The organism is Streptomyces sp. HNM0645, from assembly GCF_030056615.1.
Classification (GTDB): domain Bacteria; phylum Actinomycetota; class Actinomycetes; order Streptomycetales; family Streptomycetaceae; genus Streptomyces; species Streptomyces marianii.
In genome coordinates this window covers 40,513-53,588 of the sequence record NZ_JASHLT010000053.1, presented here as the reverse complement: position 1 = coordinate 53,588, position 13,076 = coordinate 40,513, and the positions used below count along the sequence as shown (strand labels likewise).

Below are 13,076 nucleotides of genomic sequence, written 5' to 3'. Positions count from 1 at the left end.
ACGACCGGGCGCCGGGCCACGCGCGCGCGGCGCGGCCTTCGCGGCCCGCGGCCCCATGGCTCCGGCCGCCCCCGGCAGTTCCGCGCCGCCAGCGCCACCGGAACCGGCGGCCGGTCCTCCACGGCCGAGCGGTGCCGAGCTCGACTACGCCGCCCTCGTCCTGAGCGGCCCGGACGAGCAGCACAGTCGCAGGGGGCGGCTCTTCCCCGCTTCCCCCGGCGACCCGGTGGCCGCCGAGTACCGCCGCCGGGCCGAGGCGGTGGCCGCGCTGCCGCTGCCGGGGCACGCCGTGCCGCCCCGCGAGTCGGCGGGCTCCTTCGACCACCGCTACGACGCCGCCGCCCGCGCCGACATCCCGTCGGACGGCGCCTGGCACACCGTCACCGTCGCCGAGATGCCCGTCGGTCTGCGCACCGAGTACCTCTGCGTGCCGTCCGTGGAGGAGACCGTGTACGCCACGCTGGTGCTCTCCAACGCCACCGACCGGGCCCTCCTCGCCGGCCCGGTGGAGGTCACCGTCGACGACCGCTTCGTGCTGACCGCCGCACTGCCCACGCTCGCCCCGGGCGGGGTCCGCCGCGTGGGTCTGGGCCCGGCGGAGGCCGTCCGGGTCACCCGCCGCACCGAGCTGCACGAGTCCACCGCGGGCCTGCGCAACAACACCACCGTGCTCGACCACCGGATCCGAGTGGAGCTGGCCAACCGGCTCGGAAGCCACGTCACCGTGGAGGTCCGCGAGCGCGTACCGGTCACCTCGGAACCGGATGCGAGGATCGAGGAACGGGCCGACTGGACGGCGCCCGTGGACGGTGAAGGACCCGAACACCACGCGCCCGGTACCCGCATCTGGCGGGTGGACCTTCCCGCCGGCGCCACCGCAGCGCTCGACGGCGGCTACGAGATCCGCATCCCGGCCGGCAAGGCCCTGGCCGGCGGCAACCGGAGGAGCTGAAGCGATGCCCACGGACCCGTTGCCGATCCCCTTGCCCGTCACCGCCGCGACCTGCCTGGAGGACCGGGCCCACGTCGAGCGCGTCACCGTGCTGGACCTCGCGGCCGGGGTCCAGCGGCTGCGGCTCGGGCCGGTCAGCGCGCTGGCCGTCGACCGCACCCTGCACGCCGAGCTGACGGCCGATCACCCGGACCGTCCGGCGAACGTGCTCGATCTGCGGATCGTCCGCGACCGGACGCCGCGGAGCGCGCAGCCGCCCACCGGCGACGACTCGGCGCTCCGCCGTGGCGAGCACGAACTCGAAGAGGAACAGAAGGCCCTGGGAAAGCGGCGCGACCGCCTCCGGGCCCGCCTCGACCTGCTCGGCCGGCTGGCCGCCGATCTGCTGCGGGAGATCGGCGAGGGCGCCGGGGCGGGCGAGGCCGAACCGGAGCGCTGGTCCCGCGAACTGGACCGGGTGGACACCGAGCGCGACACCTACGGCGAGGAGCTCCGCACCGTGGAAGCCCGGCTGTCCGCCGTCGCGGCCGGACTCGGGGAGACCCGCCGGGCGCTGGCCCTCGCCGAGACGGAGCCCGCCGAACTGACCGGCCACATCGAGCTGACCGTGGACGCCGCGGTGGCCGGACCGGCCCGGCTGCGGCTGAGTCATCTGACTCCGTGTGCCCTGTGGCGCCCCGCCTACCGGGCCGTGCTCGAGGGCGGGACCCTGACGCTGGAGACCGAGGCGATGGTCTGGCAGCGCACCGGCGAGGACTGGTCGGGCGTGCGGCTGACGTTCTCGACGGCCCGTTCGGCGCTGGCCACCGACCCGCCGCGGCTCGACGAGGACCGGCTGACGCTCAGGGACCGCTCCGCGGCCGAGCGCCGCACGGTCGACGTCGAACTGCGCGAGGAGGAGATCGGGGACCTCGGCCCGGCCCCGGTGGTCGGCCTGCCCGGGGTGGACGACGGCGGCGAGGTACGGGTGCTGGAGTCACCGACTCCGGTCTCGGTGGCCGGCGACGGCCGTGCCCACCGGGTGCCCGTCTCCGCCTTCACCTCGGCCGCGCGCAGCGAGTACGCCTGCTCGCCCGAGCTGTCACCGCTGGTCACGCAGGTCGTGCGGGGCGACAACCGGTCCGGCCACGCGCTGCTCGCCGGGCCCGTGGACCTGATCCGCGACAGCGGCTTCACCGGCCGCGGCACGCTGGGCTTCACGGCACCCGGCGCTCCCGTCGAGCTGGCCTTCGGCAGTTCCGACGACCACCGCGTGGTCCGGGAGACCGAGGAGACCCGCGGCACCGCCGGCATCACGCAGCGGACCGTGGTCACCCGCACGGTCCGGCTGCACCTGTCCCGGTTCTCCGCACCCGGGGAGCACGGCGAACGGATGGTCGCCCTCCGCGAACGGATCCCGGTCTCCGAGGTCTCGGCCGTGGAGGTGTCCCTGCGCAAGGAAGCCTGCTCGCCGCCGCCCGACGCGGTCGACGCCGACGGCATCGCCCGCTGGGACGTCGCCCTCCCACCGGGAGGCCACCGCACGGTGACGCTGGTCTACGAACTGTCGGCGAGCGCCAAGGTGGCCGGGCTCTGACCTTCCGCGCAGCACCCCGCGCCGCGGCACGTGCCCGTAACGGCCGAGCGATCCCGAGCGTTGTCGACGCTCGGGTTCACCACACCTGGGGCGTGTTTCGACGGAGCGTCGTCCGCCCGGACGGGACTTTCGAAACACGCCCTAGCGGCGCCGCACGGTCCGCAGGCCGCGGCCCGGTTGCCAGCCGCGGACGACCAGTTCGTCGCCCTCGACCCCGATCCGCACCACCTCCGCCAGCTCCACCCGGAAGAGGTGGAACGGCTCCGGTGCCTCGGCCACCGACTGGAACGGGGCCTTCGCCTCCGGATCGGTCACCTCCACGGCCCGTCCGCCGATGCGGGCGTCCCCGTCGGCCATGGAGTCGTCCGGGCCCGGGTTGGCGTGGATCGCGAACCGCGGGTCGCGCAGCAGGTCCAGCGCCTTGCGGGAGTCCGGCATCATCCCGAGCCACAGCTCACCGGAGCGGAAGGTCACCTCCAGCCCGGTGAGCCGTGGTGATCCGTCCTTGCGGAGGGTCGCGAGGACATGGTGTCCGTACTTCTCGAAGCGCTCCCGCACCACCGTGGCGAAGTCCGGTTCCGCCGCCTGAAAGTCTGCCCAGCTGTTGCCCATGGGCCCAGGAGACCCCGAATACCGGACATCCGCTGTCGGGTATCCGGAGCGGGCCGCCGTGACGGCCGGCACGTCGCTCCGACGGCGGCCACCTCGTACCGCGGCCCGGTCGGGGCCGACGGGGTACCGGGCGTCAGGAGCGCACGATCCCCAACGCCCGGGCGTTCGCCAGCCACACCGGGAACTCGGACAACAGATGGTCGTACAGTTCGTCGTCGCGGAGCCGCCGCGGGTCCTGCCCGGCGTGGAAGAAGCCCGCGTTGTCGACGGGACGCTTCGCGGGGACCGCCAGGTCGTCGAGTCTGCGCAGGAAGTCGAACTGTCGGCTGCCCCGGTCACCGAAGCCGATGAACTGCCAGAACATCGGCAGCTTCGCCGCCTTGCACAGATACCGTTCCGCGGCGAGCTTGTTGGTCGGCCCGCCGTCGGTCTGGAAGACGACGAGCGCGGGCGCCGTGGCACCGCTCTCCAGGTAGTGGTCGATGACCGCGTCCATCGCCAGGTGGTAGCTGGTCCTGCCCATGTGGCCGAGCCCGGCGACGATCCGGTCCATCCGGCCCTCGTGGTCGTCGAGTTCGATGTCGGTCTCGGCGTCGATGTCCGTGGAGAAGAAGACGACGGGGACGCGCCCGTCGTCGTCCAGATGGGCCGAGAGGCCGAGGACCCGGTCCGCGAGGGCCTGGACACTGCCGTCCTTGTAGTAGGGCTTCATGGAGCCGGAGTAGTCGACCACCAGGTACACCGCCGCACGCCGGTCGCTCAGCCCGTGCTTCGCCAGCGACACCCCGGCGGACTTGTAGAGGCTGACGAGGGCGGGCGCGGTCTCCTCGATCTTGCGCAGGCTGATGGCCGCCATGGGCGTGTCTCCGTTCGCTGGGCATCCGCGGGTCCCGTGCGCGCGGACCGGCACCCGTGCCGTGAGACTACGCCGGAGGGCTGCACGCGCGGACCGCGAGGCTACGCGCGCGTACCGTCACCCCGGAAGATGCCGCGGCGCCTGCCCGGTCCGGTCGGGGACGGGGGCAGGCGCCGCGTCTGTTCCGTACGCCTTTGTACGGGACGTATTTGAGGGACCGTCAGCGCACGGTCCGGCTGGTGGGACTGCCGGGTCAGACCGTCAGGGCACGGTCCGTCGGGCGGATCGGGGCGGGCAGTTCGCTCGCGCCCGTGAGGTAGCGGTCCACCCCGCGCGCCGCGGAGCGGCCCTCGGCGATGGCCCAGACGATCAGGGACTGGCCGCGGCCCGCGTCGCCGGCGACGTAGACGCCGTCGATGTTGGTGGCGAAGTCCGCGTCGCGGGCGATGTTGCCGCGCTCGTCCAGCGCCAGGCCGAACTGGGAGACCAGGCCGTTCTCGACGTCGGTGCCGGTGAAGCCCATGGCGAGGGTGACCAGCTGGGCCGGGATGGCACGCTCGGTGCCCGGCTTCCGGGTCAGCTTGCCGTCGACGAACTCGACCTCGACGAGGTGCAGGGACTGCACGTTGCCGTCCGCGTCGCCCTCGAAGTGGGTGGTGGAGACGGAGTAGACCCGCTCGCCGCCCTCCTCGTGCGCGGACGTCACCTTGTAGAGCATCGGGAACGTCGGCCACGGCTGTCCGGAGCTGCGCTCCTCGCCCGGCCGGGGCATGATCTCCAGCTGGGTGACGGACGCCGCGCCCTGGCGGTGGGCGGTACCGACGCAGTCGGCGCCGGTGTCGCCGCCGCCGATGACGACGACGTGCTTGCCCTCGGCGGTGATCGGCGGGGTCACGAAGTCGCCCTCGACGACCTTGTTGGAGAGCGGCAGGTACTCCATCGCCTGGTGGATGCCGTTCAGTTCACGGCCCTGCACCGGAAGGTCGCGCGCGGTCGTGGCACCGGCGGCGATGACGACCGCGTCGAACCGCTTGCGCAGGTCCGTCGCCGTGAGGTCACGGCCGATCTCGATCCCGGTACGGAACTTGGTGCCCTCGGCGCGCATCTGCTCGATACGCCGGTTGACGTGCCGCTTCTCCATCTTGAACTCGGGGATCCCGTACCGGAGGAGACCGCCGATGCGGTCGGCGCGCTCGTAGACGACGACGGTGTGGCCGGCCCGCGTCAGCTGCTGGGCGGCGGCGAGGCCCGCCGGCCCGGAGCCGATCACCGCGACGGTCTTGCCGGACAGCCGCTCCGGCGGCTGCGGCTTGACGTCACCCGTGTCCCACGCCTTGTCGATGATCGAGACCTCGACGTTCTTGATGGTGACGGCGGGCTGGCTGATGCCGAGGACACACGCCGACTCGCACGGGGCGGGGCACAGCCGTCCGGTGAACTCCGGGAAGTTGTTCGTGGCGTGCAGCCGCTCGCTCGCCGCCTGCCAGTTCTCGCGGTAGGCGTAGTCGTTCCACTCCGGGATGAGGTTCCCGAGCGGGCAGCCGTTGTGGCAGAACGGGATGCCGCAGTCCATGCAGCGCCCGGCCTGCTTGCTGATGATCGGCAGCAGGGAGCCGGGGACGTAGACCTCGTTCCAGTCCTTGACGCGCTCGGCGACGGGGCGGGTCTCGGCGACCTCGCGCCCGGTGGTCAGGAAGCCCTTGGGGTCAGCCATGGGTCGCCGCCTCCATCATCTTCTCGGTGGTCTCCCGCTCGGAGAGACCGGCGAGCTCAGCGGCGTCCTTGGCGGCGAGCACGGCCTTGTACGTGGTCGGGATGATCTTGCTGAACCGGTCCGCTGCGGCGGGCCAGTCGGCGAGGAGCTTCTCGGCCACGGTGGAACCCGTCTCCTCGTGGTGGCGACGCACGACGTCGTGCAGCCACTCCTTGTCGGCGTCGCTCGGGGTCTCGACGGCGTTCGCGTTGCCGGCGTTGACGTTGTCCTCGTCGAGGTCGACGACGTACGCGACACCGCCGGACATGCCGGCCGCGAAATTGCGTCCCGTCCCGCCGAGGACGACGGCATGGCCGCCGGTCATGTACTCGCAGCCGTGGTCGCCCACGCCCTCGGAGACCACCAGCGCACCGGAGTTGCGTACGCAGAAGCGCTCGCCGGTGCGGCCGCGCAGGAACAGCTCGCCGCCGGTGGCGCCGTAGGCGATGGTGTTGCCCGCGATGGTCGAGTACTCGGCCAGGTGGTCGGCGCCGCGGTCGGGGCGGACGACGATCCGGCCGCCGGAGAGGCCCTTGCCGACGTAGTCGTTGGCGTCGCCCTCCAGGCGCAGCGTGACGCCGCGCGGCAGGAAGGCGCCGAAGGACTGGCCGGCCGATCCGGTGAAGGTGATGTCGATGGTGTCGTCGGGCAGGCCCGCACCGCCGAACTTCTTGGTCACCTCGTGGCCGAGCATGGTGCCGACGGTCCGGTTGATGTTCCGGATCGCGACCTGGGCGCGGACCGGCTGGGCCTCCTCGGCGGTGGCCGCGGCCAGCGCGTCCGCGGACAGCTTGATCAGCTCGTTGTCCAGGGCCTTCTCCAGGCCGTGGTCCTGCTCGACCAGCTGGTGGCGGACGGCGCCCTCGGGCAGCTCGGGCACGTGGAACAGCGGCGCCAGGTCGAGGCCCTGGGCCTTCCAGTGGTTCACGGCCCGGGTGGTGTCCAGCAACTCGGCGTGGCCGACCGCCTCGTCCAGGGTGCGGAAGCCCAGCTCGGCGAGCAGTTCGCGGACCTCTTCGGCGATGAACTCGAAGAAGTTGACGACGAACTCGGCCTTGCCGGTGAAGCGCTCGCGCAGGACCGGGTTCTGCGTGGCGATGCCGACCGGGCAGGTGTCCAGGTGGCAGACGCGCATCATGATGCAGCCGGAGACGACGAGCGGGGCGGTCGCGAAACCGAACTCCTCGGCGCCGAGGAGCGCGGCGATGACGACGTCGCGGCCGGTCTTCAGCTGACCGTCGGTCTGCACGACGATCCGGTCGCGGAGGCCGTTGAGCAGCAGCGTCTGCTGGGTCTCGGCGAGGCCGAGCTCCCAGGGGCCGCCCGCGTGCTTCAGCGAGGTGAGCGGCGAGGCGCCGGTGCCGCCGTCGTGGCCGGAGATGAGGACCACGTCCGCGTGGGCCTTGGAGACGCCCGCGGCGACCGTGCCGACGCCGACCTCGGACACCAGCTTCACGTGGATGCGGGCGGCCGGGTTGGCGTTCTTGAGGTCGTGGATCAGCTGCGCCAGGTCCTCGATCGAGTAGATGTCGTGGTGCGGCGGCGGGGAGATCAGGCCGACACCCGGGGTGGAGTGCCGGGTCCTGGCGACCCACGGGTAGACCTTGGGGCCGGGCAGCTGGCCGCCCTCGCCGGGCTTGGCGCCCTGGGCCATCTTGATCTGGATGTCGTCCGCGTTGACCAGGTACTCGGAGGTCACGCCGAAGCGGCCGGAGGCGACCTGCTTGATGCTGGAGCGGCGCGCCGGGTCGTACAGGCGGTCCGGGTCCTCGCCGCCCTCACCCGTGTTGGACTTGCCGCCCAGCTGGTTCATGGCGATGGCGAGGGTCTCGTGCGCCTCCTTGGAGATGGAGCCGTACGACATGGCGCCGGTGGAGAAGCGCCTGACGATCTCGCTGACCGGCTCGACCTCGTCGACGGGGATCGACGGGCGGTCGGACTTGAAGCCGAACAGGCCACGGAGCGTCATCAGGCGCTCGGACTGCTCGTTCACCCGGCCCGTGTACTGCTTGAAGATGTCGTACCGCTTGGTGCGCGTGGCGTGCTGCAGGCGGAAGACGGTCTCCGGGTCGAACAGGTGCGGTTCGCCCTCGCGGCGCCACTGGTACTCGCCGCCGATGTCCAGCGCGCGGTGCGCCGGGGCGATGCCGCTGGCCGGGTACGCCTTGGCGTGCCGGGCGGCGACCTCCGTGGCGACGACGTCGAGGCCGGCGCCGCCGATCTTCGTCGCGGTGCCGTCGAAGTACTTGGCGACGAAGGCGTCGTCGAGACCGACGGCCTCGAAGACCTGGGCGCCGCGGTAGGAGGCGACGGTCGAGATGCCCATCTTGGACATGACCTTGAGGACGCCCTTGCCGAGGGCCTTGATCAGGTTGCGGATCGCCTGCTCGGGCTCCAGGCCCTCGATGAACGTACCGGCGCGCAGCAGGTCCTCCACGGACTCCATCGCCAGGTACGGGTTGACCGCGGCGGCGCCGTAGCCGATGAGCAGCGCGACGTGGTGCACCTCGCGGACGTCGCCGGCCTCGACCAGCAGGCCCACGTGGGTGCGCTGCTTGGTGCGGATGAGGTGGTGGTGGACCGCGGCGGTGAGCAGCAGCGACGGGATCGGCGCCTGCTCGGCATCGGAGTGCCGGTCGGACAGCACGATGAGCCTGGCGCCGCCCTCGATGGCGGCGTCGGCCTCGGCGCAGATCTCGTCCAGCCGGGCGGCGAGCGCGTCGCCGCCGCCGGAGACCCGGAAGAGACCGGACAGAGTGACGGCCTTCATGCCGGGCATGTCGCCGTCGGCGTTGATGTGGATGAGCTTGGCCAGCTCGTCGTTGTCGATCACCGGGAACGGCAGGGTGACCGAGCGGCACGACGCCGCGGTCGGCTCCAGCAGGTTGCCCTGCGGGCCGAGCGAGGAGATCAGCGAGGTGACGAGCTCCTCGCGGATGGCGTCCAGCGGCGGATTGGTGACCTGCGCGAACAGCTGGGTGAAGTAGTCGAAGAGCAGCCGCGGGCGCTCGGAGAGGGCCGCGATCGGCGAGTCGGTGCCCATGGAGCCGATCGGCTCGGCGCCGGTGCGGGCCATCGGCGCGAGCAGGACGCGCAGCTCCTCCTCCGTGTAGCCGAAGGTCTGCTGACGGCGGGTGACCGAGGCGTGGGTGTGGACGATGTGCTCGCGCTCGGGCAGGTCGCCGAGCTCGATGATCCCGGCCTCGAGCCACTCCTCGTAGGGGTGCTCGGCGGCCAGCGACGCCTTGATCTCGTCGTCCTCGATGATGCGGTGCTCGGCGGTGTCGACGAGGAACATCCGGCCCGGCTGGAGGCGGCCCTTGCGGACGACCTTGGCGGGGTCGATGTCCAGGACGCCGACCTCGGAGGAGAGCACGACGAGGCCGTCGTCGGTGACCCAGTAGCGGCCGGGGCGCAGGCCGTTGCGGTCGAGGACCGCGCCGACCTGGATGCCGTCGGTGAAGGTGACGCAGGCCGGGCCGTCCCAGGGCTCCATCATCGTGGAGTGGTACTGGTAGAAGGCGCGCCGGGCCGGGTCCATGGAGTCGTGGTTCTCCCACGCCTCGGGGACCATCATCAGGACGCTGTGGGGCAGCGAGCGGCCGCCGAGGTGGAGCAGTTCCAGGACCTCGTCGAAGGAGGCGGAGTCGGAGGCGTCCGGGGTGCAGACCGGGAAGGTCCGGTCCAGGTCCCTGTCTCCGAACAGCTCGCTGACCAGCTGCGACTCACGGGCCCGCATCCAGTTGCGGTTGCCCTTGACGGTGTTGATCTCACCGTTGTGCGCCACGAAGCGGTACGGGTGGGCGAGCGGCCAGCTCGGGAACGTGTTCGTGGAGAAGCGCGAGTGGACCAGGGCCACGGCGGTGGCGAGACGGCGGTCCGAGAGGTCCGGGAAGAAGGGCTCCAGCTGGCCGGTGGTCAGCATGCCCTTGTAGACGATGGTGCGGGCGGAGAGCGACGGGAAGTACACGCCGGCCTCGCGCTCGGCGCGCTTGCGCAGCACGAACGCCTTGCGGTCGAGGGCGATGCCGCTGATCGCGCCTCCCCCGGAGCCTTCGGCCCGGGAGGTGCCCCCGCTCACGAAGAGCTGGCGGAAGGCGGGCATCGTCGAACGGGCCGTGGCGCCGAGCAGCTCGGGCGCGACGGGGACCTCGCGCCAGCCGAGGACGTCGAGACCCTCCTCGGCGGCGATCGTCTCGATCCGTGAGACGGCTTCGTCCTCTGCGCCCTGGGGGACGAAGGCGATGCCGACGGCGTACGAACCGGCCTCGGGGAGCTCGAATCCGGCGACCTCGCGCAGGAAGGCGTCGGGGACCTGGAGCAGGATGCCGGCCCCGTCGCCGGAGTCGGGCTCGGAGCCGGTGGCTCCGCGGTGCTCGAGGTTGCGCAGCACGGTCAACGCCTGCTCGACCAGCTCATGGCTGGCAACACCGGTGAGGGTGGCCACGAACCCGACACCGCAGGCGTCGTGTTCGTTACGGGGGTCGTACATCCCCTGCGGAGCGGGGCGACCGTCCATGGGCGACCAGGCGTCGGAACGCATCGGCTCTCCCGTCGTCGTCGTGGCATGTGGCGGTGCCGAGGGACGACGTTGGCCCTCCGCTGAAATTTCGTGCAGGTTACATGATGGAGTGGTTCTCGGGAAGCGGATAGCCCATTCCAACATGCGGACACCGCGCTATGGGGATCTGATAGCGGCGCAGGTGGGGGCGGGTGCGGACAAGATCGGCTTGGGATCGGTGTCCACGGACCCGGGGTGCTGAGCAGGCTTCGTTGCCCACAGCGCTTGTGGCTCATGCCCCGCGGTTAAGGATTCGAAACCGCCGGGTAACGGCTCATGGTGTGAGGCCACCAACAAGTGTGGCACCTCGCGGCCCGATAGGGCAGAGGACATAGGTCACAGCCTCCGGGGAATGCCCCGGAGGCCGTGACGGCGCCACTTGGGAAACACGCCCTACACCGCGGCCCCGACCAGGCTTCCGATCCCGTACGTCACCGCCGCCGCGGCACCGCCCAGGGCCAGCTGCCGCAGCCCGCTGAACCACCAGCCGCGGGCGGTCACCCGGGACACCAGCGCGCCGCAGGCGAACAGCCCCAGGAGCGCCAGCAGCACCGCGGGCCACAGCGAGGCGGCGCCCAGCAGGTACGGCAGGACCGGCAGCAGCGCGCCCAGGGCGAACGATCCGAACGACGAGACGGCGGCGACGGCCGGCGAGGGCAGGTCGTCCGGGTCGATGCCCAGCTCCTCGCGGGCGTGGATCTCCAGCGCCTGCTCCGGGTCCCTGGACAGCTGTACGGCCACCTCTCGGGCCAGCCGGGGCTCGACTCCGCGGGCCACGTACAGCGCGGCCAGCTCCTCCATCTCGTCGACCGGGTGCTTGCGCAGCTCACGGCGCTCGACGTCCAGTTCCGCCTGGACGAGCTCGCGCTGCGAGGCGACCGAGGTGTACTCGCCGGCCGCCATCGAGAAGGCGCCGGCCGCGAGGCCGGCGAGGCCCGTGATCACGATGGTCTGCGGGGAGGCGGAGCCGCCGGCGACCCCGGTCATCAGGGCCAGGTTGGACACGAGCCCGTCCATCGCGCCGAACACCGCGGGACGCAGCCAGCCGCCGTTGACGTCACGGTGCGTGTGGTTGTCGCGGTGCGCCTCGTGAAGCGTCGCCTCGGTCTCGATGATGGACACAGCTCTCCCCTCGAACCCGAGCGGTCCGCGTCCGCGTCCCGCCCCTTCTTCCGTCCTCGAAAGTACGCGCGATGTAAGGGGCGCGCTAGCAAGGCAGGCTTTACTTACCTGGCAGGGCGGTGCGCTCCGCTCTTGGGCCGGACGTGTGAACCGATGTCCCCCGTGCCCCCACCCGGCGCCCCGCGGGGGACAGATCGGGGAACAGGCCCGAGGGGGTGCGAAGGAGTGGCGCGGTGGACTGGATTGCATGCGATCGGGCCCGCGGCGCACTTCTGGGACTGGCGGTGGGCGACGCCCTCGGCGCACCGGCGGAGAACATGCGACCGTCCGAGATCCGCCGCCGCTGGGGCCGCATCGAGGGCTTCGTGACCGACAGCCCCGCCGGCACGGACGACACGGAGTACGCGATCTTCTCCGGGCTGCTGATCGCCCGGCACGGTTCGGCACTGACGGTGGCCCACGTCGAGAAGGCCTGGCACCACTGGATCGCGGACCTGGACGAGGGGCCGTTCCGGGGCGCCGGCTTCAGCGAGCGCGGCACACTGGAGAACCTGCGCAGAGGGCTGGCGGCTCCCATCACCGCGCAGCACCGGCACGCCTGGAGCGACGGGCTCGCGATGCGGGCGGCGCCGTTCGGCGTGTTCGCCGCAGGCCGGCCCGACGAGGCCGCGCGACTGGTGGCCGTCGACGGCTCCGTGAGCCATGACGGCGAGGGCATCTACGGCGGGCAGGCGGTGGCGGCGGGGGTGGCCGCGGCGATGGCCGGGGCCGGCCCGGCGGGAGTGATCGGCGCGGCCCTGTCCGTCGTCCCCCTCGACTCCTGGACCTCGCGCTCCATGCGCCGGGCGGTCGTCGCGGCGGAACGCGCCGGGACGGACCCGCTCGGCCGCGAACGGACGGTCCGCTCCGCCGTCGTCATCGGCGGCTACCCGTGGACCGACCTGGCTCCCGAGGCCGTCGGCCTCGCCTTCGGGGCGTTCGCGGCGGCCCGCGGCGACTTCCGCACATCGGTGCTGACCGCGGTGAACATGGGCCGCGACGCCGACACCACCGCGGCGGTCGCGGGCGCGCTGGCCGGCGCGATGTCGGGCGCCTCCGCCATCCCGCCGGACTGGGCCGCCGCGATCGGCCCCGTCCGCGGAAGCTGCCTCCCCTCGATGCGCGGCCACCACGTCCTGGACATCGCGGACCTGCTCACTCCGTACGACGACTCCGAGGCACTGTCATGACCCCCCGCCCCCTCGACCCGGCCGCCCCGGACCACCCCGCCCCCGGCACCCCGGACTCCCCTCCGGACCTGACGTCGGACGGGTCGGACGCATCCGACGAGGACCGCGGTGAGGGAGCACCGACCCCGGACCCCGGGCCGTTCCGGGACGGGGAGGACGCGGCGGGGCACGACCGCCGCGGCGGGAGCGGGGAGGGCGAGGACGGCCGTCGGGAGGAGGGCCGGCGCGGCGGGGGCGAGGACCGGACGGGGCGGCACGGCGGGGGACGCGAGGCACCTGCGGGCAGCGACGCCGTGCCGCGCGACCCCCGCCCGGCGCCCGGGCCCTCGGCCGGTGCCCTGGGTGCGGACCGCACCGCGCGGCAGCGCCCGGGGAAACCGGAGCACTCGCGCCCGGCAGGGCGGCCGGGGCACGG

At 72.6% G+C, this 13,076-nt stretch carries 8 protein-coding genes and 1 pseudogene; 4 read left to right on the top strand and 5 right to left on the bottom strand.

The genetic code is table 11. The annotated features are described in order from the left end of the window. Positions 1-952 (top strand): DUF4139 domain-containing protein (locus QMZ92_RS29795; RefSeq protein ID WP_283300673.1); only part of this gene is annotated, 952 nt, incomplete at its 5' end. 4 nt (positions 953-956) lie between these two features. Next, positions 957-2,528: a DUF4139 domain-containing protein gene (locus QMZ92_RS29790; protein WP_283300672.1), complete on the top strand. Its 1,572-nt coding sequence runs from the start codon at positions 957-959 to the stop codon at positions 2,526-2,528. 141 nt (positions 2,529-2,669) lie between these two features. Here the strand turns inward: QMZ92_RS29790 and QMZ92_RS29785 are convergent, their stop codons facing one another. The 5 genes from QMZ92_RS29785 to QMZ92_RS29765 form a co-directional block, all read right to left on the bottom strand. After that, positions 2,670-3,140 (bottom strand): pyridoxamine 5'-phosphate oxidase family protein, encoded by a 471-nt coding sequence (locus QMZ92_RS29785; protein WP_283300671.1) that lies wholly within the window; start codon positions 3,138-3,140, stop codon positions 2,670-2,672. Between the two features lie 133 nt (positions 3,141-3,273). Beyond that, positions 3,274-3,996, bottom strand: a complete 723-nt coding sequence (locus tag QMZ92_RS29780; RefSeq protein ID WP_283300669.1) for a VWA domain-containing protein — start codon at positions 3,994-3,996, stop codon at positions 3,274-3,276. A 253-nt stretch (positions 3,997-4,249) separates the two neighbouring features. Further along, the gene (locus tag QMZ92_RS29775; protein ID WP_283300668.1) at positions 4,250-5,710 is read right to left on the bottom strand and encodes a glutamate synthase subunit beta; all 1,461 of its coding nucleotides are present in this window, start codon (positions 5,708-5,710) and stop codon (positions 4,250-4,252) included. Next, positions 5,703-10,292 (bottom strand): glutamate synthase large subunit, encoded by a 4,590-nt coding sequence (gene gltB / locus QMZ92_RS29770; RefSeq protein ID WP_283300667.1) that lies wholly within the window; start codon positions 10,290-10,292, stop codon positions 5,703-5,705. The genes QMZ92_RS29775 and gltB overlap by 8 nt, the downstream gene beginning before the upstream one ends. Positions 10,293-10,703: 411 nt before the next feature. After that, positions 10,704-11,432, bottom strand: coding sequence for a VIT1/CCC1 transporter family protein (locus tag QMZ92_RS29765; protein ID WP_283300666.1), 729 nt, complete (start codon positions 11,430-11,432; stop codon positions 10,704-10,706). Between the two features lie 233 nt (positions 11,433-11,665). Here QMZ92_RS29765 and QMZ92_RS29760 point away from each other — a divergent pair, with 233 nt between their 5' ends. Then, complete coding sequence (locus tag QMZ92_RS29760) at positions 11,666-12,661, top strand: ADP-ribosylglycohydrolase family protein (RefSeq protein ID WP_283300665.1); 996 nt, start codon at positions 11,666-11,668, stop codon at positions 12,659-12,661. Beyond that, positions 12,658-13,076 (top strand): annotated as a pseudogene (locus tag QMZ92_RS29755) (hypothetical protein); the annotation flags it as partial. The gene QMZ92_RS29760 and the pseudogene QMZ92_RS29755, both read left to right, overlap by 4 nt.

Bases quoted from the DNA above. Each gene is read 5' to 3' on its own strand.
- QMZ92_RS29790 (WP_283300672.1), top strand. From the start codon at position 957: ATGCCCACGGACCCGTTGCCGATCCCCTTGCCCGTCACCGCCGCGACC.
- QMZ92_RS29785 (WP_283300671.1), bottom strand. From the start codon at position 3,140: ATGGGCAACAGCTGGGCAGACTTTCAGGCGGCGGAACCGGACTTCGCC.
- QMZ92_RS29780 (WP_283300669.1), bottom strand. From the start codon at position 3,996: ATGGCGGCCATCAGCCTGCGCAAGATCGAGGAGACCGCGCCCGCCCTC.
- QMZ92_RS29775 (WP_283300668.1), bottom strand. From the start codon at position 5,710: ATGGCTGACCCCAAGGGCTTCCTGACCACCGGGCGCGAGGTCGCCGAG.
- gltB (WP_283300667.1), bottom strand. From the start codon at position 10,292: ATGCGTTCCGACGCCTGGTCGCCCATGGACGGTCGCCCCGCTCCGCAG.